General features: G+C 55.7%; 20 protein-coding genes and 3 pseudogenes. 8 read left to right on the forward strand and 15 right to left on the reverse strand.

The genetic code is table 11. The annotated features are described in order from the left end of the window. Positions 1-271 precede the first annotated feature (271 nt). Positions 272-1,153, reverse strand: a complete 882-nt coding sequence (locus ACR0CE_RS19985; protein WP_480529290.1) for a LysR substrate-binding domain-containing protein — start codon at positions 1,151-1,153, stop codon at positions 272-274. Between the two features lie 293 nt (positions 1,154-1,446). On the opposite strand from ACR0CE_RS19985, the gene ACR0CE_RS19990 reads away from it, so the two are divergent. The 4 genes from ACR0CE_RS19990 to ACR0CE_RS20005 all read left to right on the forward strand — a co-directional run bounded on the left by ACR0CE_RS19990 (position 1,447) and on the right by ACR0CE_RS20005 (position 7,904). Next, the gene (locus ACR0CE_RS19990; protein WP_480774571.1) at positions 1,447-2,397 is read left to right on the forward strand and encodes an ABC transporter substrate-binding protein; all 951 of its coding nucleotides are present in this window, start codon (positions 1,447-1,449) and stop codon (positions 2,395-2,397) included. A gap of 82 nt (positions 2,398-2,479) precedes the next feature. Further along, entirely contained in the window at positions 2,480-3,508 is a 1,029-nt protein-coding gene (locus tag ACR0CE_RS19995; protein WP_480774570.1) for a quaternary amine ABC transporter ATP-binding protein, read from the forward strand. Beyond that, entirely contained in the window at positions 3,508-5,490 is a 1,983-nt protein-coding gene (locus ACR0CE_RS20000) for an ABC transporter permease (protein WP_480833552.1), read from the forward strand. The genes ACR0CE_RS19995 and ACR0CE_RS20000 overlap by 1 nt, the downstream gene beginning before the upstream one ends. A gap of 14 nt (positions 5,491-5,504) precedes the next feature. Further along, positions 5,505-7,904, forward strand: coding sequence for a trimethylamine N-oxide demethylase (locus ACR0CE_RS20005; protein ID WP_480833553.1), 2,400 nt, complete (start codon positions 5,505-5,507; stop codon positions 7,902-7,904). Positions 7,905-8,118: 214 nt separating this feature from the next. Here the strand turns inward: ACR0CE_RS20005 and ACR0CE_RS20010 are convergent. The 5 genes and pseudogenes from ACR0CE_RS20010 to gstA all read right to left on the reverse strand — a co-directional run bounded on the left by ACR0CE_RS20010 (position 8,119) and on the right by gstA (position 11,103). Further along, positions 8,119-8,805 (reverse strand): annotated as a pseudogene (locus tag ACR0CE_RS20010) (IS6 family transposase). A gap of 103 nt (positions 8,806-8,908) precedes the next feature. Next, positions 8,909-9,892 carry an NAD(P)H-dependent flavin oxidoreductase gene (locus tag ACR0CE_RS20015; protein WP_480833554.1) on the reverse strand — a complete coding sequence of 328 codons (984 nt, stop codon included), beginning with the start codon at positions 9,890-9,892 and terminating at the stop codon, positions 8,909-8,911. Next, a complete protein-coding gene (locus ACR0CE_RS20020; protein WP_480560863.1) occupies positions 9,889-10,110 on the reverse strand; it encodes a tautomerase family protein in 222 nt (73 codons plus the stop codon). The genes ACR0CE_RS20015 and ACR0CE_RS20020 overlap by 4 nt, the downstream gene beginning before the upstream one ends. Positions 10,111-10,114: 4 nt before the next feature. Beyond that, positions 10,115-10,495: a nuclear transport factor 2 family protein gene (locus tag ACR0CE_RS20025; protein ID WP_480833555.1), complete on the reverse strand. Its 381-nt coding sequence runs from the start codon at positions 10,493-10,495 to the stop codon at positions 10,115-10,117. Continuing rightward, a complete protein-coding gene (gene gstA, locus ACR0CE_RS20030; protein WP_480484959.1) occupies positions 10,492-11,103 on the reverse strand; it encodes a glutathione transferase GstA in 612 nt (203 codons plus the stop codon). The genes ACR0CE_RS20025 and gstA overlap by 4 nt, the downstream gene beginning before the upstream one ends. A 124-nt stretch (positions 11,104-11,227) precedes the next feature. Between gstA and ACR0CE_RS20035 the strand changes: the two genes are divergently transcribed. Further along, positions 11,228-11,593 carry a winged helix-turn-helix transcriptional regulator gene (locus ACR0CE_RS20035; RefSeq protein WP_480484960.1) on the forward strand — a complete coding sequence of 122 codons (366 nt, stop codon included), beginning with the start codon at positions 11,228-11,230 and terminating at the stop codon, positions 11,591-11,593. Positions 11,594-11,814: 221 nt separating this feature from the next. After that, a pseudogene (locus ACR0CE_RS20040) lies at positions 11,815-12,554 on the forward strand (IS6 family transposase). 104 nt (positions 12,555-12,658) lie between these two features. Here the strand turns inward: ACR0CE_RS20040 and ACR0CE_RS20045 are convergent. Genes ACR0CE_RS20045 through ACR0CE_RS20065 form a run of 5 tightly spaced genes read right to left on the reverse strand, consistent with a single transcriptional unit; the run spans position 12,659 to position 16,673 of the window. After that, entirely contained in the window at positions 12,659-13,060 is a 402-nt protein-coding gene (locus ACR0CE_RS20045; RefSeq protein WP_480833556.1) for a hypothetical protein, read from the reverse strand. Then, on the reverse strand, positions 13,057-13,770 hold the full coding sequence (locus ACR0CE_RS20050; protein WP_480833557.1) for an ABC transporter ATP-binding protein: 714 nt from the start codon (positions 13,768-13,770) through the stop codon (positions 13,057-13,059). The genes ACR0CE_RS20045 and ACR0CE_RS20050 overlap by 4 nt, the downstream gene beginning before the upstream one ends. A 4-nt stretch (positions 13,771-13,774) precedes the next feature. Continuing rightward, positions 13,775-14,911 (reverse strand): ABC transporter permease, encoded by a 1,137-nt coding sequence (locus tag ACR0CE_RS20055; protein ID WP_480833558.1) that lies wholly within the window; start codon positions 14,909-14,911, stop codon positions 13,775-13,777. Further along, the gene (locus ACR0CE_RS20060; RefSeq protein WP_480560813.1) at positions 14,908-16,062 is read right to left on the reverse strand and encodes an efflux RND transporter periplasmic adaptor subunit; all 1,155 of its coding nucleotides are present in this window, start codon (positions 16,060-16,062) and stop codon (positions 14,908-14,910) included. The genes ACR0CE_RS20055 and ACR0CE_RS20060 overlap by 4 nt, the downstream gene beginning before the upstream one ends. After that, positions 16,059-16,673 (reverse strand): TetR/AcrR family transcriptional regulator, encoded by a 615-nt coding sequence (locus ACR0CE_RS20065; RefSeq protein WP_480484947.1) that lies wholly within the window; start codon positions 16,671-16,673, stop codon positions 16,059-16,061. Before ACR0CE_RS20065 ends, ACR0CE_RS20060 begins: the two co-directional genes overlap by 4 nt. A gap of 321 nt (positions 16,674-16,994) precedes the next feature. Here ACR0CE_RS20065 and ACR0CE_RS20070 point away from each other — a divergent pair. Further along, a pseudogene (locus ACR0CE_RS20070) lies at positions 16,995-17,256 on the forward strand (transposase); the annotation flags it as partial. Between the two features lie 90 nt (positions 17,257-17,346). Here ACR0CE_RS20070 and ACR0CE_RS20075 read toward each other — a convergent pair. Genes ACR0CE_RS20075 through ACR0CE_RS20090 form a run of 4 tightly spaced genes read right to left on the reverse strand, consistent with a single transcriptional unit; the run spans position 17,347 to position 21,237 of the window. Next, positions 17,347-18,384 (reverse strand): extracellular solute-binding protein, encoded by a 1,038-nt coding sequence (locus ACR0CE_RS20075; protein ID WP_480833559.1) that lies wholly within the window; start codon positions 18,382-18,384, stop codon positions 17,347-17,349. 19 nt (positions 18,385-18,403) lie between these two features. Continuing rightward, a complete protein-coding gene (locus ACR0CE_RS20080; RefSeq protein WP_480560809.1) occupies positions 18,404-19,213 on the reverse strand; it encodes an ABC transporter permease in 810 nt (269 codons plus the stop codon). Positions 19,214-19,216: 3 nt separating this feature from the next. Continuing rightward, positions 19,217-20,146, reverse strand: coding sequence for an ABC transporter permease (locus tag ACR0CE_RS20085; protein WP_480833560.1), 930 nt, complete (start codon positions 20,144-20,146; stop codon positions 19,217-19,219). Beyond that, positions 20,146-21,237: an ABC transporter ATP-binding protein gene (locus ACR0CE_RS20090; RefSeq protein ID WP_480833561.1), complete on the reverse strand. Its 1,092-nt coding sequence runs from the start codon at positions 21,235-21,237 to the stop codon at positions 20,146-20,148. The genes ACR0CE_RS20085 and ACR0CE_RS20090 overlap by 1 nt, the downstream gene beginning before the upstream one ends. Before the next feature lie 247 nt (positions 21,238-21,484). On the opposite strand from ACR0CE_RS20090, the gene ACR0CE_RS20095 reads away from it, so the two are divergent. Then, complete coding sequence (locus ACR0CE_RS20095) at positions 21,485-22,888, forward strand: aspartate ammonia-lyase (protein WP_480833562.1); 1,404 nt, start codon at positions 21,485-21,487, stop codon at positions 22,886-22,888. The last annotated feature ends 195 nt before the right edge of the window (positions 22,889-23,083 follow it).

A 23,083-nucleotide genomic window follows, 5' to 3' on the forward strand; every position in this document is an offset into this window, starting at 1 on the left:
CACTGGATATTCCAAGCTTCGCGCCGATCTCCTGGATCGGCTTCTTATTCGCTTCACGCGCAATTTCGATGTCGGATTTATAGCTCATTGGGTTTGGTCTCCCTGCGTGAGATAGTCTGGATTGGTCCGGCCAGAGCGACAAAACGCAGGGCCAGATTCGGGCAAAATTTTCTTTAAGGTAAATAAATATTCCCAAGGGTCAATACGTGAGTTTAAATACCCAAGGGATGTTCCCATACATCAAGTTAAGATTCGGGGGTTGCGACCAGGATCAGGCGTATCTTTTTCGACCTGCGCTGAGACCCAGCAACCAATCCTCGACGATGCGCTGTTCCGGGAAAGCTTTTTGAAGCGGCCTTTTCAGCAGGTAGTATCCGGATTGCGTTCGCACCGAAGCGTTCTGGACCGGCCTGACCAACGCGCCGCTCTCAAGCAAGGGGTCAACAAGATGGGCCCAGCCCAATGCAATTCCCAAACCATCGACGGCAGCCTGAACCGACAGTGGATAGGTGTTGAAAGCCACAGCTTGTTCCATCGCTGAGGTGGAAACACCGTTACCGCTGAACCATGTACGCCATGTCATCCACTCCGCATGGCTGCTGGTGACTTCAATAAGGTCCAGTTCCGGCAGCGCGGAAAGAACTGCCGCATTGGGGTTGCTTCTGAGGTACTCGGGGCTGCAAACCGGAAACACTGTTTCTCCGAATAGAAGCTTTGCTTCGTATCCCGGCCACTCGCCATCTCCACGCAGTATTGTCAGGTCCATGGAATCCGAAAGGCATTCTGCGTCACTGTCCGAAGACACCAGCGAAATACGGATACGGCCGTTGGATTTGTTGAACTTGTGCAGTTGTGGCATCAACCACAAAGACGCGACAGAGTTTGTCGCGGAAATCGACACCTTGTTGGCCTGATGCTTGGCCAGCATCTCACGGCTGACGTCCCGCATCTGATCCAGAGACTTCTCGACAGTTGCCAACAGAATGGCACCCTGTTGCGTCAGTGACACCGAACGGTGACCCCGGACAAACAATGGCACATCATAATGCTGCTCCAGCAGGCGCACTTTGCGGCTGATCGCGGTTTCCGAGATGTTCAGCACCTTACTGGCCTGCACAAAGCTTTGCGCTTTTGCCGCGGCTTCAAACGCCAACAAATAATCAAGCGGAGGAAGGACTTTCCCTGTGACTGTTGTTTTCTTTGGCATTTACAGGACTTTTCCCGATCTGGACGCGGCCACACGCAAAAACATTCATGGTCACCCGTTGCCGTCTGAACGGGCAACCGACTGTTAACATAGTAAAAAGTTGAGTTTGCCTCAAGATTTTATGGTCAACGCCCCTCAAATTTCTTTTCTGCATTATGAGCGATTCTAGGCAAAATGCACAAATTCGCGGGCCGGAAGAGCCCCTTTGACAAAAAATGAACCTCACTCAGGGAGCGAACATGAAACTTACAAACCTCCTTTCCGCAGCAACCTTGGCGGCAGTAGCGGGAACCGGGGCGATTGCCGAAGACAGCAGCGACCCGATTGTCATTCCAATTCACAACTGGTCCAGCCAGATCGTGATGTCCAACGTCGTCGGTCTGATCTTCGAAGAGATGGGCAACAACGTCGAATATGTCACCACCGACAGCCAGGCGGTTTATGAATCGGTCCGCTTGGGCGACGTCGCGCTTGAGATGGAAGTCTGGGAAGGCGCGTTTGGCGCATCCTACCGGGCCGCTCTGGAAAAGGGGGGTTTGCATGACGCGGGCGATCATGATGCCGTCACGCGCGAAGATTGGTGGTACCCGATGTGGACCAAGGAATCCTGCCCGGGCCTGCCTGATTGGAATGCACTGAACGACTGCGCGCACCTGTTTGCCACGGCCGAGACCGGGGATAAGGGCCGGTATCTTGATGGTCCGGTAGACTGGTTGAAACATGGTAAGGAACGCGCCGAAGCGCTTGATCTGAACTTTACCGTGATCAATGCGGGTTCCGCCGCAGCGTTGTGGGCCGAGATTGGTGCCGCCGAGGCCGACAAGACCCCGGTTCTTGTATTCAACTGGACGCCAAACTTTGCCGAAGCCGTCTGGCCCGGTGAGTTTGTAGAGTTCCCTGCATGGGAAGACGGCTGCGACAAGGATCCTGCCAAGGGTCCGAACCCGGACGCGCTGTATGATTGTGGCAACCCGGCAAGTGGATATCTGAAAAAGGCGGCTTGGGATGGCATGAAGGACAAGTGGCCAGCCGCGTATTGCGCCCTGACCCAGATTTCTTTCACCAACCCTCAGATCGCGGAAATGGCAAAGCTGGTCGACACTGATGAGCTTGAGCCGGAAGAAGCGGCAGAGGAATGGCTGGATGCCAACCGTGCTGTTGTTGACCCCTGGATCAGTGCCTGCAGCTGATAACGGCTAGGTATAGTGAATCTGGCGCGGCCTTGATCATTTTGTGATCCAGGGCCGCGCTCAACAAGAAAGAAAAGCAGCCATGTCCGCCATCGCGCCTGTCATATCAGCCAAGAATGTCTGGAAACTGTTTGGACCCTCGCCCGAGAGCTATCTGAAGTCCATGCCGGCAGGCCGCAGTTTCGACGAGATCCGTGAGGATGGGTATATCGCCGGGGTCAAGGATGTCTCGATCGAGGTTGGCCGTGGCGAGATGCTTGTCATCATGGGGTTGTCAGGATCGGGAAAATCCACGCTGGTGCGGTGCTTTTCGCGTCTGCACAACATCACCGGGGGCACGATCGAAGTAGACGGTCAGGACATCATGAAACTCAGCGAGCGCGACCTGATCGAATTGCGCCGCAACAAGATGGGGATGGTGTTTCAGTCTTTCGGGTTGCTGCCGCACCGCACGGTTCTGGACAATGTCGCCTTCCCGCTGGAAATGCGTGGGCAGGATCGCCACGACCGGCGCGAACGCGCTTTGGAGGTCATCAAGCTGGTGGGCCTTGAGGGCCGGGAAGAATACTTCCCACGGGAATTGAGCGGTGGCCAGCAACAACGGGTCGGTATCGCCCGGTCGCTGGCTATCGAACCGGATATCTGGTTTCTGGATGAACCCTTCTCGGCGCTTGATCCGCTGATCCGCCGTGAAATGCAGGATGAATTCCTGCGCCTGCAAGAGATGCTGGGCAAAACCATCGTCTTCATCACCCATGATTTCGACGAGGCGCTGCGTCTGGCTGACCGGATTGCTATCATGCGTAACGGTGCGGTCGAACAATGCGATACTCCGGATCAGATCGTGATGAACCCGGCGACCGAATATGTGGCGAAATTCACCGAGGATATCGACAAGGCCCGCGTGGTGCATGCGAAAGGGCTGGCAAAACCGGTGAACGGCCATACCCTCGAAGGCGCGCCGATCAATGGCGGATCAACCATTCATGAACTGGCCCGGGTTCTGGTCAATGACAAGCGTATCCTGCTGCCGGTTGCGGATGAAACAGGCGTTGTCACCGGCGTTTTGGATCGCGATGCCGCGTTGAACGTTCTGCTCGGAGCCGAATGATGGCGACACTGTCCACCGAATTACCGGACACGGCAGACAGTGTGTGGGCGCGCACCAGAGTCCTTACTGCACTTCTGATCACCGCGTTTGCGCTGATCCTTGCCAAGGCGATCGGAATTCTCCCTGAATGGTTGAACCGCATTCCCGAGGCAGCAATCCCGCCGACGGCGCAGGTGCTGGATGCGATCTTCAATTTCATCCAAAATGACCTTGGTCTGATCTACGTGACCCGCTTTATCGCCGAAGGCCCGTTGGAATTCCTGTTGGATATGTCGGCCAACCTGCTCGAAGGCAAGCGCCGCTGGCCTTATCTGGGCCCAATCCCGTGGTCAGCAATCGCTGCTGTCGCTGCTGTTGTGGGCTTTGCCGTGGGGGGGTGGCGGCTGGCGGCTCTGGGTGCGGGTACGTTCATCTGGACCGCTGCAATCGGCCAGTGGAACATCGCCATGCAGACCATGTCTGTCATTGTAGTGGCGGCACCGCTGGCGTTTGTGCTGGGCCTGGTGCTGGGCATCGCCGCCTGGAAGTATGGCCGGTTCGAGCGGGTGCTGAAACCCATCCTGTCCGTTCTGCAAACCCTGCCTTTCTTTACTTATCTCTTGCCAGCAGTGATCTTTTTCAAAGTCGGACCAACTGCAGGAGCCGTAGCAACAATCACCTTTGCCATCCCGCCGATGATCCTGATGACCACACTGGGTCTGAAGAAAGTCAGCCCCGAAGTGATCGAAGCCGGCCAGATGTCTGGATGTACACGCTGGCAAATGCTGCGGCATGTATACGTCCCAGCCGCCCGCACCGAAGTGCTGGTAGGTGTCAATCAGGTGATCATGCTGTGTCTGGCAATGGTGGTTCTCACCGCCTTTATCGGCATGCCGGGCCTTGGAGCCAAGTTGCTTGCAATGATGGGCAGCTTCAAACTTGGCCGTTCGTTTGAAATCGGCGTGACCATCGTTCTTCTGGCGGTCATGCTTGACCGGATGTCGAAGGCCTGGGTCGTCAAACAGCCCATTCATTTCGAACGCGGAACGCCATGGTGGAAACGGCACCGGATTCCGCTAATCGCAGTGGGTCTGTTCGTCGGGTTCACCCTGTTGTCGCAAGTGTTTCCGATCCTGGCTGAAGTTGGTCGCAAGCAGCATCTGAGCCAGGGAAAGGAAATCGACGATGTGATCAAGTCGGTTTTGGCCTTCGATGTGATCAAAGGGACAACCGAATGGCTGCGCTGGTTCCTGAACGTAAAAGTTCTGATCCCGTTTCGTGATACTTTGCTTGCCATTCCGACACCTGCGTTCATCCTGCTGGTTGTCTCCTTTGCTTATTGGATCGGAGGCCGCAAACCCGGTATCTATGCTGCGGTGTTTTTTACAATCGTCGCGTTTTCCGGCTGGTGGGATCGCTCGGTCATCACGCTCTATACAGTGATTTCAGCGGTTGTGTTGGCAACTCTGATCGGTATCCCCTTGGGCGTTGTCGCAGCTCGGTCCAAACGCTGGTCCAAGAGTATCCTGCTGGCCTGCGACACTGCGCAAACCTTCCCTAGCTTCATCTATCTGATCCCCGCGATCATGCTGTTCGGCGTCAATGACGTGGCGGTCGTGTTTTCCATCCTGATCTTCGCCGCCGTGCCGCTGATCCGCTATACCATCATCGGTCTGGGAAGCGTGCCGCCGGAAATGACCGAAGCCGCGGATATGTCTGGTTCGACGCGCGGACAAAAACTGATGTCAGTACAGTTTCCACTGGCGCTGCCGACTATGGCCGTCGGGTTCAATCAGGCCATCATGTTCGCGTTCTTCATGGTCATTATCGCCGCGTTCATCGGCACGCAGGATCTGGGGCAGGAATTGCAGCGAACCCTGGCAGGCACCGAATTGGGCAAGAATTTTGTACTGGGTCTGAACGTGTCTCTGATGGCGTTGACCTTTGATATGGCAATCAGCAGTTGGGCCGAAAAGCGCAAGCGCGCTTTGGGGCTGGATTAACCGGAGTTGTTCAGATGAACGTCAAACCCTTGTTTGAGGTACCGTTCGAACGCAGCGGGGTGCTGGCTCCTGGTCTGCCCATCCTGCCGCATGGCACAGAACGCCATCCGGTTCCCGCAATGGGATCGCGCGCCGTTCCGGTGTCCCAAGGGGACACGATCACATTGCTGGATCGCGATGGAATGCAGCCCGCTGAGATGGTATTTTTTGCCCCCGACCGAAGCTCGGACGCGGCGATGCTCGGCGCGCGGGGACACGGGTGTCCCGACGGGGTGATCGCAACGCTGGCAAACGGTTCCGCTTCGGGCCGGAAGGTTCTGCGCGCGCTCGAGGCTGCGGGGTTTGACATCGGGCAGGGCGACGCAATCCGCGCTTTTGTCGAAGGCTCGCGCCCCGGCGACATGGTGCATTTCGTGGCGGAAAGCGATGGTCTTCTGATCGTCGCCGCACCCGGCGAGGCGATGCGCCCGGAAAACAACAACCCTCCAACGGATATCATCCTCTATATTCAGCGTTCCGCGCCGGGTCTGGAAAAGCCGGGTGTTGGCGCGCCTGAGCCGTTGGCCGACCCTCTCAGGGACATCAACATTCAACCGGGAAACGCCATATCTTATGAGGTCAAAGCTGGAGAATTCATCCAGATCTTGGATATTCGCGGCCGCGAATGCTCGGATTTTCAGGCCTTCAGCCGCCGGGCGCTGGATCAGGGGATCGAGCGCGAAATCGATCCGACGACGACCCGCAGCCTGATGGGCAGCCTGTATCCGCAACCGGGGATATTTTCGAAATACTGGTCCGTCGATCAGGAACCCTTGATCGAAATCGTGCAGGACACTTGCGGTCGTCATGACACGTTTGGCCTTGCTTGTACGGCGCGGTACTACGAAGACCTTGGCTATCCCGGCCACGTAAACTGTTCGGACAATATTAACAAAGATCTGGACCAGTATGGCATCAAGCCGCGCGGCGGCTGGCCTGCGATCAACTTCTTTTTCAACACGATGCTGGATGACGCCAATGCCATTGGCATGGACGATCCCTGGTCGCGACCGGGTGACTTCGTGTTGCTGCGCGCGCTGACCGATCTGGTCTGCATCAGCACGGCATGTCCCTGCGACATTGATCCGGCAAACGGGTGGAACCCGACCGATATTCAGGTGCGAACGTACAAGGCGACCGAGGATTTTCAACGATCCTACGGCTATAGAAAATCTGCGGAGGCGGATGTGGAAGAAACCAAGAAAACTGCTTTTCACGACTGCTTTGCGCGGCATACCCGTGATTTCGTCGAGTATAACGGCTATTGGCTGCCGAACACGATGACCAATCATGGTGCGATTTCTGAATACTGGGCCTGTCGGGACAAGGTTGCCGTCATGGACCTGAGTCCTTTGCGTAAATACGAAGTTGTCGGACCCGATGCAGAAGAGCTGATGCAGCTATGCGTGACCCGCAACATGAAAAAGCTAAGCGTCGGTCAGGTCGTCTATACCGCAATGTGTTATGAGCACGGCGGGATGATTGACGATGGCACCGTCTATCGTCTAGGTGAGACGAACTTCCGCTGGATCGGCGGGAATGACACCAGTGGATTGTGGCTTCAGGAACAAGCGCAAAAACGCAACTTGAATGTCTGGGTTCGCAATTCGACGGATCAGCTGCACAACATCGCGGTTCAAGGGCGGCACAGTCGCGACATTCTCTCCAGAATTTTCTGGACACCCCCACAGCAACCAACGATTGACGAACTTCCATGGTTCAGACTGACCGTTGCACGGGTCGGAGATGTGCGCGGAACATCTGTCGTGATCTCCCGAACAGGGTATTCCGGTGAGCTTGGATATGAAATCTTCTGCCATCCCAAAGATGCAGTGGAAATCTTCGACCGAGTCTGGGAGGCAGGTCAGGATTATGGGATCACGCCGCTGGGCCTTGGGGCACTTGATATGCTGCGGATCGAAGGGGGCCTGATTTTTGCCGGGTCAGAATTCGACGACCAGACGGACCCGTTTGAAGCCGGCATCGGTTTTACCGTGCCGCTGAAATCAAAAACCGACGATTTCATCGGGCGGGCAGCAATCGAAGAACGCAAGGCGCACCCCCACCGAAGGCTGGTTGGTTTTGAAATCGAAGGCGGCGTCGTCCCGTCACCCGGCGACTGCGTCCGCGTCGGAAAGGCGCAGGTTGGAGCGATTACCAGCGCAATGAAATCACCCGTTTTAGGGAAAGTCATCGCTTTGGGTCGGATTTCAGTTAACCACGCGACAATTGGGGCAGACATCGAAATCGGGCAATTGGACGGCCAACAAAAACGGTTGAAAGCCAGGATCGTTCCATTCCCTCATTTTGATCCGACAAAGGAACGTGTGAAAGGGATATACTCAGAAACCACGGTTTCGGACGCAGCAGAGTAGTTGACCAAGAGGGCCGGGCTTGTGATTTGGCCGGGCACCGTAAAGGGTTCTGTTGCAAACTTTTGACTATTGACGCGCTCGAATGCAGACCGTGAATGGTCGCCGGTGTATTTACTCGAGAACCTGTCCATGATTTATTTCAAAGGTGCGCAGTATCCGAAACGGTGTTGTCACGTCAACGTCCGGTCAACGAGGGAATGCTGATGGTCGGGATTCAAGCGGCTCGAGTGGCAGCATTCCAAGCGTTAGTTGCCTCGAGGCGGTGACAACGGATTGTTAGTGCGGAGCGACGACGTGCCGGGACGCGGAAGCAATTTCTAACGGCTAATGGGTGGTTACGAACCGCTGCAAACCTCCTGGAGATCGGTATCCTGGCATCGCCCGTTCTCGCTTTCGGAATGGGAGGGGGCTGTTTTCAGCTCGATTGTTGAGGCCCTTGTGCGACCAACGATCCAAGCCCGGCGCGATTTCCCGTTTGGCGGTGCCATAGGACCGCAACTTGTTCGTGATGATCCGCTTGGGAATGAAACCAAGGTGCTTGATCAGGCCGCGCAACAGCCGTTTTGCCGCCTGGGTTGGAGTGCTTCGTCCGACACGAACCATGCTGATCAACCGCGCGCCAAAGCCAATACTTGCGCCCCGCGAGTCTCACAGCAACTTCATCCAGATGCCAGACATCACCTGGACGGTTCAGTCTCTGCCGCAGACTTCGAGCTACCACCGGCCCGAATTTGATGACCCAGCGCCGAACAGTTTCGTAAGAAGCATCGCGCACGCGCTGCAGCAGCATCTCTTCAACTTCCCGCAAGCTCAGATTGAAGCGAACGTACAGCCACACCGCGTGTGCGATGAGCTGAGGCGGAAACCGGTGGCGCTTGTAGCTGATTGACGATGTCTTCATCAATTGTCACCTACAGCCAATGTCAAGCATCAGCAGCCTAACGACAGTTAATGTGACAACACCGTTGGATCCCACCTAATCGCGTTTTTTGACCGATAGACAATCAAGCCTTATGCCGAAACAAATGTCTGCCACCTTCACCTTTGATGAGGTCGATCGCATCGCGCATGATCTCGTCAATGATCTGTTCTGCAGGTTTCGAGGTTCTTATGATACCCACACCTTCGCCGACAATACCGGGAACGATTGACGGATTTCCGGAAATCTGAGCATCGTTCCAAAGTCGTCTTTGAACATCCAAGCCGGCGTCTAGCGCGGCTTCTCGACCATGCCATTTACTGACAAAATCATTTCGACGTACCCGGATTGAGTGTCGGTCCGGCCAAGAATAACCGCGAATGATGTCGGGAACCGAGGTTCGAACGGTTTCATCCCCTGATGCGCGCAAGATGTCACTGAGAATCTGCGGATGGATCAGCGCCTCATCTGCAGCAACAAACCGAGTTCCTATCACAACGCCATCTGCGCCAAGCATCAGGGCCGCAGCCAGACCGCGACCATCGCCGATACCACCGGCGGCGCAAAGTACAGCCGAACTGTTCGATGCGTCAATTTTATCCGCCACTTCGGGCACAAGCGCGATCGTGCCGCGCACCTCGCCGTGGCCACCAGCTTCGGCCCCCTGAGCCACAATGACATCGGCGCCAACTGCAATGGCACGCAGCGCGTCCCGAAGTGTCTGGATTTGGCAGATAAGCGGAACGCCCGTCCGTTTGATCCTGTCGGCAAAGGGTGCAGGATCACCAAAGGACAGAAAGACCGCGGCTGGCCCGCGCTCCAGCACGTAATCGAGCAGAGCGGGCTGCTCTGCCAGCTTCCATGTGATCAGACCGCACCCGACAGGGGTGGTTCCGGCTGCATCGAACTGTTGCGCAATCCAGTCCCGATCGCCGTAACCCCCGCCGACCAGCCCGAGCCCGCCCGCCTGCGTCACAGCCGAGGCCAACGACCCACCCGCAACAAACGCCATTGGCGCCTGAATGATCGGGTGGGACAGGTTCAGGCGCTCGGTCAGCCGGGTTTTCACGTGGCCGTCTTTCGGTAGTCGACAACCGGCAGCCCACCGATGCCCCAGTTGTCCAGATCGACCTCGTCAATCACGACGACTGTGGTTGCCGGGTTTTTGCCCAGCACCTCGTGCAACAGTTCGCTCACTCCGGCGATCAGCTTTGCTTTCTCGCTCTGGCTTGGGCCGGTTCCGTCAGGACCACCTTCACGGGTTACTTTGATATTCACATATGGCATGGTTTTAATCCTTCCTTGGAACGTAGGAGAAGACCTTGGTGACAATCCGCCAGTCATTGCCGTGGCGGACAAGGGAAAGGTAATCCAGATAATCGCGCCCCATCATCGACATACGGGCCATGACATGGGCCAGCCTCGGACTGCCGAAGGAGACCTGCAATATCTCTTCATCGCGCGGGTCACCGCGCTTGGCTGGCGGTTCACGCTGATCCAAACGGGCCATATAGCTCTCAAGATCCAGATACAGCTCATCCCCTTCGGTGGCGCAGATATAGGCCAGTTTCGGGTGAAACACCTGTCTCAGGGCGTTGCTGTCGGCGTGATGAAGGCCCTCGAAATAGGCCTCCATCAATTCGACCACAGCTTTGTGATCGGCCGGGGTCATTGGATCAGCCCTTCGGCGCGCATCGCCGTTTGTGTTGCGGGACGTGCTGCCACCCGCTCGACATAGGCTTTCAGGTTTGGCCAGCCGGACAAATCGATTTCCGTAAAATTTGCCCAGTTCGAGACAACGAAAAGATATGCGTCCGCGACCGAAAACTTTCCGTCCACAAGGTATTCCCGCCCATCGGCCAGTATGTTTTCGACCTGATCGAATTTTGTTTTGACGATGCTGCGCGCCTTGGTTTTTTCGGCGTCGGTGGAATCACCCTTGAACAGCGGGCTGAAGGATTTGTGCAGATCGGCCGCCACAAAACTCAGATATTCCTGAACCCGTGTCCGGGCCATCGTTCCGTTTGATGGTGCCAGATCAGAGGACGGGTTCTTATCAGCAAGATATTGAAGAATAGCGGATCCCTCCCTGACAAGTTCACCGTCGTCCAGCGCAAGCACCGGCACATATCCTCGGGGGTTGATGGATCTAAAATCCGCGCCGGATTCAGTGCGGCCAGCCGCGGTATCAACGGCCTCAGTTTCGAAGGGAGTGCCGATTTCGGTCAGCACGATGTGGCTGGCAAGCGAACATGCGCCCGGTTTGTAGTAGAGTTTCATGGTATTCCTTTCTGGGGATTACTGGTGGCACCATAGACATGGAGAAGGGCATATCCGTTGACAACTAGGTTTCTGATGGTTACTTAAAAAATAGAGTAACCCAACAGAAACCTGGTAACGACTCATGGCCCTGAAGATGCGGAACAACCGAAGCCCTGCGCCACCCGAACCCTGCATGCTGACCGAATGCATGGCTGTGATTGCAGGTGCCTGGGCGCCGAACGTGATCTGGTCGTTGCGGGCCGGGCCGCGCCGCTTTAGTGAACTGCGTTCGGATATTCCGCCGATTTCTGCCAAGGTACTTTCGGCCCGTTTGTCGGAACTGGCTGCACGAGGTGTGCTGGTCCGCCATGTCCGGCGCACGTCGCCCCCCTCGACGGAATACAGCCTGACCGAGCTTGGGGCCGAATTGATCCCGGCCCTTGACGCGATTGTTCAGGTCGGCCACCGACTGAAGGCACGACAAAGTAGTCAACAGGGGGCAGATTAAGTGGTCCCGTCTTCTCGGACAGCTTTGCAGCAAATCTAGGGTCAGGATTCATTGGTTTTTGTTGTGCCGCGTGCTTCACAGCTCCGAAAACGGAGCGGTGACATGAGTGATTTTTCTGGCTGATCGACGCGCAAATGGCGTGTCTCGAGCCTTTCTTTCTGTGTTGTCACATTAACTGTCGTTAGGCTGCTGATGCCCGACATTGGCTGTAGGTGACATTTATGAAGACATCGTCAATCAGCTACAAGCGCCACCGGTTTCCGCCTCAGCTCATCGCGCACGCGGTGTGGCTGTACGTTCGCTTCAATCTGAGCTTGCGGGAAGTTGAAGAGATGCTGCTGCAGCGCGTGATCGATGCTTCTTACGAAACTGTTCGGCGCTGGGTCATCAAATTCGGGCCGGTGGTTGCTCCAAATCTATGGCAGAGACATGGCCGCCCAGATGATGTCTGGCATCTGGATGAAATTGTCGTGGACATTTCAGGTCGCAAGTATTGGCTTTGGCGTGCGGTTGATCAGCATGGTGTCGTGCTGGAGGAAATCCTCCAACCCAGGCGGGACAAACGGACGGCAAAACGGCTGTTGCGCCGCCTGATCAAGCACCTTGGTTTCATTCCCAAGCGGATCATCACGAACAAGTTGCGGTCCTATGGCACCGCCAAACGGGAAATCGCGCCGGGCTTGGATCGTTGGTCGCACAAGGGCCTCAACAATCGAGCTGAAAACAGCCCCCTCCCATTCCGAAAGCGAAAACGGACGATGCTAGGACACCGATCTCCAAGAGGTTTGCAGCGGTTCGTAACCACCCATCAGCCGGCAGAAATTGCTTCCGCGTCCCGGCACGTCGTCGCTCCGCACAAATAATCCGTTATCACCGCCTCGAGGCATTCGAAGCCTTGAATGCTGCCACTCGAGCCGCTTGGATCCCGACCATCAGCATTCCCTGGTCAACCGGACGTTAACGTGACAACACCCGCGTACGTCCTGATTCATAAACATCTCCTTTGTCCCCGAAATGGGAGTTCAAAGGAAATGTCCCGCGAGTAACGGCATATCTACAGGCGAGTCAATCTCCTCGCCAGATTTGCACCCAAGCCACAACGGAAATGGCTAACCAGACACCCGTGCGCAAGGTCATCGCGCTGACGGTGCGCATCTCAAAGGCATTGCCTTGCAGCACATGAGCGCCGAAGGCCAGGAAAACCAGAACGGTGGTAACCAGAATGCCTGTTGACATCCAGGCCGCTGACCGGTGCCGAAGAAACAGTCCAATGCCGGCCACGACATAGGCGAATCCCGCCAGAAAGTTGAACCACAGCACGAAGGGCACTGCATTACCAACGGCGGCGCGTGCTTCCTCGCCACCAAACAAGGCCCGTCCGCCTGAGAAAACAGTCAACGCGCCGAACACTATTGCCACGCTCGCCGCTATGTTCAGGGCGCGGTTGCCAGTGGTTGCATTTTTCATGTCGCGCCCCCTTCCGTTCCATCAAGTCGGCCGTCGCGTAAGTGGAACAGCTTGTCGAACCGGTCGTAAATCTTTTCATCATGCGTCACCGCGATGATGCAGGCGTCTTGCTCAGCTGCGAGCTTGCGCATCAGGTCCATCACGATTCCGGCCCTCTGGCTGTCAAGCGCCGCAGTTGGTTCATCTGCCAGAATGATGCGCGGGCTGTTGGCAAGGGCGCGTGCGATGGCCACACGCTGCGCCTCACCTCCGGACAGAAGCGCGGGCATCGCATCCCTGCGGTGACCGACCTCCAGATAGTCCAGCAGTTCGACAGCGCGCCTTTGCGCCTCGACCGTCGACTTTCCAGCCAGTTTCAGCACCAGAGCAACGTTATCTTTGGCATCGAGAAATGGCAGAAGATTATGGAACTGAAAGATAAACCCGATCTTGTCGAGCCGTAGCCTACGCAAATCGTTTCGCAGCCATTGCTTGTCGTAAACCACCTCATTGTCCAGCGTAACCTTCCCCGTACTCGGAGCAATGATGCAGCCAATGACATTCAGAAGCGTCGTTTTACCCGATCCAGACGGGCCGAGTAGTGCCACCACTTCGCCCGCCTCGACTGACAGATCAACACCCTTCAGTGCATCGACACGTGCACCGCCCTCGCCAAAGTGCTTTGAGACATTGGTAACATCTACAATCACGCGGCGCGGATCATTGAGCATGACGTCACCCTCCGATTGCCGTGGCCGGATCGACCTTGAGTGCTGCACGAACGCCAAGGCCGCTGGCGACGATACAGACAATGAGGATGATCCCTGCCAGCGCGACGGCGTTGATCGGCTCCAACACAACCCGGCGGGGGAAGTAGTCTTTGACAAGCAGGATAAGGATCAGACCGAAACCCCAGCCGACCGCACCAAGTGCAATGGATTGCTGCACGATCAGCCCGATGATCGTGCGGTCGGGGGCGCCGATTAGTTTGAGTGTGGCGATCTGCTTTAGCTTTTCCATGGTCATCGTGTAGATAATCAATGCGATCACAACGGCTGAAACGGACAATAAGATGCCCAGAAACAAACCTATCTGCCGCTTTGCCCGATCCACCACAGACAATAGCAGAATAGACTCCTGATCGGCTTGTGTCAGGGCCCCAAGATGTTTCCATTGGCGCACCGACTGCGCCACTGCTTGCGGGTCTGCAAGCGGTTCAAGCCGTGCGATCACAGCCGCAACGCTGTCCTGACTTTCGAGCAACCCCGCGCCTCGTGCCTCCTGGACGCGTTGAGCCGACGGGGCCAGTTGCGTCTGTAGCACTTGCGCATCGCGCAAGGTGATAAACGCCGCCGGATCACCGGCGGAATTCATCGTATCCTCGACCAACCCGACCACAGTGAAAGGATCGCGGCCCAGTCGGATCACATCGCCGACGGACAGTCCGGATTTGGCATCTGCCACGATCTCGAAATGGGACTGGCTGATCCCACGCCCTACCGAGATTGCTTCGGGTCCACCGGGGTGACCTGGCTCGTATCCGATCACGTAAAGGCGTAGCGTTTCGCCGCGAAAGGGCGCTTCGACGGTCTGGTATGTGATGCTGCCCGCTTCGGCCACGCCATGCAATCGCCCCACGGCATCACGGGTGCCGTCGGGAATTTTCGAGGCTTCTGCAAACGGTCCGCGTGTACCAGATTCAACAATCCAAAGATCTGCTCGAGGTGCTTTGACGATGTTCAGCGCGTCCGCAACCAGCCCATTGTAAATACCAATCATTGCCAGCACGACCGCCATCAGAAGGCTGAGGCCGAGGCAAGTCAGCATGAAGCGGAACAGATTGTGACGCACATCGCGGTAGGCGAGGTTCATGGCGCATCCCTCTCGACGACCCGAACCATGCGCCCCTCAGACAGCCCTTTACCGGGTGCCAGGATGACCTGCGAGCCGTCGGGAATACCACCGACCAGTTCGACCCGCGCATCCTCGGTCCGGTGACCGAAGACTGCCGACACCTGATGCGCACGCCCATCCTGCGCGACCCATATAAGACCTTCATGCCCGTCAAAACCGGTTATTGCGATCTCGGGAACCAACATCGCATCGACCAGCTCTGTCACTGTGATCCAAGCTTCGGCCTGTTCGCCAAGAAAAACCTGTTCCGGGCACTGATTGCATGCAATCCAGACCCGGCGTTCTTCGTTCACCCGGTCACTTTCTATACCGATCCGCGCGATCTTGCCTGTGAAGACCTTATGGGGCAAAGACCGCAACCTCACTTCGGCAACTTGTCCGAGTTGCAGGGGCCCGGCCCTCTCTTCATCAATGTAGGCCAAAGCCCAAACAGTGTTCGGGTCCAAAAGGGTAAAGATAGGTTCACCAGCGACAACAACAGTACCTGCTTCGACGTGGCGCTCAACAACGACCGCGTCAAATGGCGCCCGCAACACATGATGATCAAGCAGCACACGCTCGTATTGCAGGGCTGCCTTGGCGTCACTTTGCATGGATTTGGCAACCTCAACATCACTTTCTGCTACGGCCAGATCAGCGGCTGCAACATCGACATCCCGCTGCGCCTCTTCTGCAGCCTGAGTCGAGACGGCATTGCGCCCGGCAAGTTCCTGCTGGCGCGCATTTGTCGACTGCCGTTGCGCAAGAATGGCACGCGCGCGGATCACATTTGCCTCAGCCTTGCCCAAAGTGGCCTCTGCGGCGGCAATCCCGGCTTTGGCGCGCGCGACTTTTGCTTGTTGTTCCGTCGGATGAAGCCGGGCAAGGACTTGCCCCGCTTTGATCGTATCACCACTGTCGACTGAAAGTTCTGTCAGCGTGGCACCAACTTCAAATCCGACATCTGAGACGATCCGGGCCTCGACCGTCCCTAGCCCATAAACACGAACAGGGACATTCTTTTCAATTGCGGCAGTGGAAACACCAACCGGGCGCTCTGTAAGGACAAGCCAGCCAAAGACGGCGAGGCCGACAGCAAGGGTAACACCGAAGATGATACGGCGGTTCATGGCGAAACCTCTGTACTTGCTATTCGGAATAGCCGCATCTGAGCGTCGAGCAATCGGTGCCCTTCGGATTCCAATGCGAAACCGCGTTTCCCCAGAGTCCAGCGGATCGCCAACCCTTGTACCAGCGAGATCAACAGTAGCGCTCCGTCTTCGGGCGGCAGGTTTGTGTCAAACAGGCCCGCTTTCTGTCCGTTGGTCAGCTCGATGGACAGCAATGCGACCAATTCAGTCATCAGCGTAAGAACAGCTTGCCGGAGATCGTCGTTTTCTACCTGTAGCTCGCGCGAGAAAAGAATAGACGGGATGGCCGGCATAGTCTCGATCTGGTGCAATTGAGCCAAAATCAGCGCTTTGATCCGCTCTGCCGGATCGGCAGATGTCCTAAGCGCGTCACCCCACGCGGTTCGGAGGCGTTCAGAAATCTCGTTAGCTACCGCCAACCATAAATCCTGTTTGGTCGCGAAGTGCCGGAAGATTGCGGGCTGCGTCAGCCCGACTGCATCAGCAACCGACTGTGTGGTCAGGCGATCAGGGCCCAACTCGTCCGCGAGGCGCAGCATGGCTTGTACGATCTCGGTCTTGCGTTCATCTGCGGGCTTGCGGGCGGGCATTCGAAACCATTATGTTAGTGAGTAATAACTAACTTATTAAGACGAGATACACTTGACGTCAAGCGCATCTGGATTTGATTACGTTATCAGGGTCGGAAGGGGGTATATGGCACCTTTTGGTAGCGAGAAGATCGACAGGTAAACGGTGGGCAGCACCCGATAACTGCGCGACACCTATAGTCAAACTTTGGGAATAACACGACATCAAGCCGCTTGAGCTCGTCGCTGACTTCAAACGCAACGCAGTCTCCTGTGAGGTTATTTCGCGTCAACGCCGCGTGTCATTTGGAAGGGCATGCCGGATTGCCGGGCAAGGCTTTGACCAAACAGATCGACGCAACCTACCTGAAGGCACATCGGACAGCGATCAGTTTGGGCGTAACAACTGGGGGCGTAGACGCCTGATTGATCGGACCAAGGGTGTCATGAACACAAAGCTGCACGCCGTCTGCGACAGTCAGGGGCGTCCGATCAACCTGTTCGCCACCGCTGGAAAGGTCAGCGCTTACATCGGGGCGAGGGCATTGCTAAGGACTCTACCAAATGTCGAGTGGCTTTCGGAAACCGAGGCTATGATGCAGACTGTAACGCGTTTCATGGGGCTTTTCGTCTCAATAGGTTTGTTCGGCGGCCCTTTTAACAAAAGCGCCGCCAAATCTTAGCTTACACCGACCTATTTCTTGAGATTGGTCCAGATCTGGTCATAGACCGCCTGAGTTTCCTCGTCGCAGACTTCGAGGAACACGCCTTGTCCCGCGTCCGCATGAGGGTTCTTTTCAGGCTGCGCCGCCAGTTCCGGATCAAGGAACTCGGTCACCCCGTTAACGCCCGCGTTATACTGCGCATAGTTGGTCACTGCGGCAATGTTTTCCGGTTCCAGCAGGAAGTCCATGAATTTCAGGGCATTATCGCGGTTCGGCGCATCTTTCAGCAGAACAACATTGTCCATCCACGCCACGTAGCCCTGAGCCGGGAAGGCATATTCGACGTTGGCACCTTCTTCCCGAGCCTTTGCGGAAAAGCCGTCATAGATCTGACCGACTGCCGCATCACCAGACACCAGCACCTCTTTGGCGGTATCCGAGTTGAACGACACCCAGTGCTGTTTGGCGTTCTGAAGCATATCGTTCAGTGCCTTCAGTTGCTCACGATCGTTCGAACACTGCGGGATACCCAGGTGTAGCGAGGCCATGGCCATCACGTCACCTTGGCTGTCCAGCATGTTGATCTTGCCTGACAGCTCGGCGGGTGGGTTGAACAGGATGTCCGTAGTCTGAATGTCGCCACTATATACATCGCGGTTCACCGCAAACGAGGTCGAACCCCACTGATACGGGATCGAATGAGTACGGCCCGGATCAAAGCTTGGGTCGGCCCATTCAGCCGCGATGTTGCCCTTGTTGGTTAAATCTCCATCGGCGATGGCATCCAGCAGCCCTTCGCCAGCCATGATTTTAACCATATAATCGCCGGGCACTGCCACGTCGTAGGTGCCGATGCCGCCTGCTTTCAACGTGGCCAGCATCGCTTCGTTCGAGTCGTAGGTGTCCATTGTCACGGCGATACCGGTTTGCTCGGTGAACTTGTCCAGCAGTTCCTGCGGTATGTATTCGAACCAGTGATAGACCACCAGTTCGCCCTCAGCGACGGCCGCATTGGCTGAAACTGCAAGGGCAAAGGCTGCAGCACTGGATTTCAGAAGATGTTTCATGGATTTGCTCCTTGTTGGGTTATTTTGTGTTGTCAGACTTGCTGACGAAATAGCTGATCGTAACCATGATGATCGATACGCTCAGCAACATGGTTGAAATCGCCATGATGTTTGGTTTGATGCCCTGCTTGACCGACCCGAAGATTGCGGTGGGCAATGTTTCGACACCCGCACCTTTGACGAAGTTGGTGATGATGAAGTCGTCAAGCGAGACGATGAAGGCCAGCAGAAAGCCCGAGATGATCCCCGGCATCATTAGCGGCAGCAAAATCTTGGTGAACGCCTGTCGTTTGGTGGCGTAAAGATCAAGCGCTGCCTGCTCGTAGCTGTCCTCGATCCCCTGCATCCGGGCTGAGATCGGCAGGTATGCAAAGGGAATGCAGAAAGAGATATGGGCGACCAGGATCGTTGTGTAGCCGCGGGTGAACCCGATCGAGTTGAAAAAGATCAGTGTGGCCGTAGCAAGCACGATTTCGGGGACCATGATCGGTAGAGAAATCAGCCCAAATGTTGCCGCGCGCAGCTTGAACTTGCCGCCTCGAACCATCGCTGTGGCAGCCAGCGTCGCAATTGTCGTTGCAATGGTGGCCGCGACAATCGCAATGGTAAAGCTGTTGAACGCCGCAGCTTTGAATTTGGCGCTTTCAGGACCGGTAAACACATCGGTATACCAGCGCAGCGAAAGACCTTCCCAGTTGGTGATCGATTGGGATGCGTTGAAGCTATAGATCGTCACGATGACCAGAGGGGCATATAGGATCACCAGACAAGCCAGAGTGACGGTTTTGAAGCCCCTGTAGGACTTGATGTTTTCATTCACCTGCGCCATGACTTACCCCTTCGCCTTGCTGGCTTTGGCCTGTTGACGGGCCGAGATCACCAGGATGATCAACACCATAGTCAGAAGGATCATCGAGGCGGCCGCACCAAACGGCCAATTCCCGGCGTTGCCCTTAAACTGTTCCTCGATCAAAGAACCGATCATGAAGTTCTTTGCACCGCCCAGCAGGTCAGGTGCCAGGAACGAACCCATAGAAGGCACGAAGACCAGAATGCAGCCCGCCATCACACCCGGCTTCACAGCTGGCAACACGATCCGGCGCAGCGTTGTCATTTTGCTTGCATAGAGATCTGCAGCAGCTTCGCTCAGCGAGAAGTTATACCGCTCGACAGCTGCGTAGATCGGCAGAACCATGAAGGGCAAGTAGGAATAGAACAAACCCAACTGAACCGCGAAATTGGTGTTAACGATGGTGATCGGGCTGTCGATCAGGCCGATATTGATCAGAAAGTCGTTCAACGGCCCCTGATCCCTTAACAGGAATTTCATCGACACGGTGCGGATCAGCAGGTTTACCCAATAGGGAATTGTAATCAGGAAGACCCACAGCGGGCGTACGCTTTCCGGACGTGTCGCAATGAAATATGCGGTTGGAAAACCGATCACCAGGCTCAGCAGTGTCGCCGCACCTGCTTGCCAGATCGACCGCCAGAAAATAGTGATATAGGTCCACTCGATCTTGGGAGGCTCGTCCCCGAAAAGACCGCGGTCAAAGAAGAACTGATCGTAAGCTGCAAGGCTGAATTCCCAGATCACGCCGCCCCGGAATTCCTTGGTCAGGAAGGAATAGACCAGCATCATCAGAACCGGGGCCAATACGAAGATTGTCAAAACCGTCCAGGCCGGAAGCAAAAGCCAGTTTCTGGCTTCTTTGTACGTGTCGGTTGTTGCGCTGCCGCCGCTTGCTGCACCTGCTGCCATCAGTCCACCAGGAGGCGACCCGCCCCCAGCTCCATGTTGACGAACATGTCCGTGCCAGGCTCAAAGATACGTTTGTTACCACGATCCGAGTTTGACGTGCGCACCACGAAATCCGGGCCATCCTGCAAATCAACGATTGTGCTGATATCGGTGCCGACAAAGATGTTTTCTTTGACGCGACCTTTCAGGCTTTCGGTTTCAACCGGTTTGTCGGACATGTAAAGACGCTCGGGCCGGATCGACATGTGCACCTTGGAGCCGGGATTGATCCCTTCGACCTGATCACAGGTCAGCTCGTGCCCGCCGCCCAGATGGCAGATCGCGCGCCCATTGCGGATCTCATCGACCGAGACCTCCAACAGGTTGGTTTCTCCGATGAAATCCGCCACAAACATGTTGCGTGGACGTTCATAGATATCGGTCGGCGTACCCAGCTGTTGCAGTTCGCCGGCGGACATTACCGCGATCCGGTCTGACATTGTCAGCGCTTCTTCCTGATCGTGCGTGACGAAGATGAAGGTAATCCCGGTCTCGCGCTGCAAATGTTTCAGTTCGATCTGCATCGCCTTGCGCAGCTTCAGGTCCAGCGCCGAGAGAGGTTCGTCCAGAAGTAATACCTTGGGCTGTGGAGCCAGCGCCCGAGCCAGCGCAACGCGTTGCTGCTGACCGCCCGAAAGCTGCGACGGCTTGCGGGCCGCAAATTGAGATAGTTGCACCAGTTCAAGCATCTCGCCCGCACGGCTGCGTGCTTCACTCTTGGATTTGCCTCGCATTTCCAGGCCGAAAGCCACGTTTTCAAGAATAGTCATATGCGGAAACAGCGCATAGTTCTGGAAAACTGTGTTCACCGGTCGCTGGTTTGGCGGCAGGTTTTTAATCTCTTCTCCGTAAAGGTAGATTGCGCCTTCAGTGACGGATTCAAACCCCGCGATCATTCGTAAAAGGGTTGTCTTGCCGCACCCGGACGGGCCAAGCAACGTGAAGAATTCGTTATCGGCGATCGTGAGTGAGATTGTCTTCAACGCAGTAAAATCGCCATAGCGTTTCACGGCGCTCTGCACATCAATCGCAACTTTTGGGTTGTGTGGCAAAAGGAACCTCCCTTACGCGCATCTGCTTTTTGAAACGATAGAAAAGCAGTGTTGAGGCGTTAAGAACTGTGTTCCTTAGCGTTCGTTAGCAAATACCTAACCCTTGGGTTCATCTTTTGATTTGTAGATATAATGCTCCTGCATGTTTGCTTTGTGACAAACTAACCAACGCTGTGGAAAGCCTGTCTTTTGATCGACCTGCTGGTTGAGCTAGTCGAAGTGGGCAAACACGGGGATAATACTGTCTATGCAATCTAGAAGAAGTGAAGCGGATGCGATCGGGTCACTAGACCTGCCCATTGGGGTTCTGTACGGAATTCAAACCGAGCGTGCACGGCAGAACTTTCCGATCACCGGCGTGCCGCTGTCACATTTTTCCAGCATCGTCGTTGCCCTGGCCATGGTCAAACAAGCCGCCGCTCGGGCAAATTCCGAAATTGGTGGCATTGAGACGCAAAAGGCAGAAGCGATAGATGCGGTCTGCCAGGAAATTATCGGCGGCAAGCATCACGAACACTTCGTGGTGGACATGATTCAGGGTGGCGCAGGAACTTCGACCAACATGAATGCCAATGAGGTCATTGCAAACCTCGCCCTAACAAAGCTGGGTTATGCCCCCGGAGAGTACGAGCATCTCCACCCCAATGACGATGTGAACCACGGTCAGTCCACAAATGATGTGTATCCGACTGCCGTCCGGCTTGCTGTACTTTTTCATGTAGAGCCGCTTTGCGCCGCGTTAAAGGGGTTGCAATCTGCATTTGAAGATCGCGCCGGGGCCTTCGCCGACATCGTTAAGGTCGGTCGAACCCAATTGCAGGACGCAGTGCCCATGTCTATGGGCGCCGAATTCAGAGCTTTTGCCGTCACCGTCGGTGAGGACATTGATCGAATCCGCGAAATTGGGCGATGTCTAACGGAAATCAATCTTGGTGGTACTGCAATTGGCACCGGTGTAAATGCCGAAGTCGGCTATGACACGTGCGCCGTTGCCCACCTGGCAGAGATTTCGGGCTTCGACCTCAAACATGCCAGTGACCTGATCGAGGCCTCTTCCGACCTGGGAGGATTCGTCACCTTTTCGGGCATTCTCAAACGTCTGGCTGTTAAACTGTCGAAAACCTGTAACGACTTGCGGTTGCTGTCTTCTGGCCCGCGTGCCGGACTGGGCGAGATCACATTGCCTGCAGTGCAGGCCGGGTCTTCCATAATGCCCGGCAAGGTCAACCCAGTCATCCCGGAAGTGGTCAACCAAATTTGCTATCAGACCATTGGAAACGATCTGGTAGTGACGATGGCCTCAGAAGCAGGTCAGCTGCAGCTGAATGCGATGGAGCCCGTCGTTGCCTACAATCTCCTGAAGTCGCTGAAGATTCTGATCAATGGTACGAAAGTCCTGACCGAGAAATGTGTTCTCGGTATCGAAGCGAACGCGGATCGCTGCAAGGATCTGCTGGATAACAGCCTAGTTCTTGCCACCGCACTTGTTCCGTATCTGGGGTACGATGCCACTGCGCGCGTTGCCAAACATGCTTTGGCCACCGGCGCATCAATCCGCGATGTTGTTATCGAAGAAGGGTTGGTCCCTGAGAGCGAATTGGACAAGATTCTATCTCCGGTGGCAATGCTCGACAGGGCGGTGCCCTCATGAACCGGTTCTATCTCTCTCGTATATAGCCATTAGCCCGCAACTTGTTGCCTGGTGCGAAGGGGTATCCGAGGCCCCTCTCGGAGAAAACCAAACGACGTATGAAAAGGAGAAAGCGCTACAATGAAGGTACTGGTACCTGTCAAACGCGTGATTGACTACAATGTGAAGGTCCGCGTGAAAGCGGACGGTAGCGGT

The organism is Ruegeria sp. L11 (assembly GCF_056531755.1).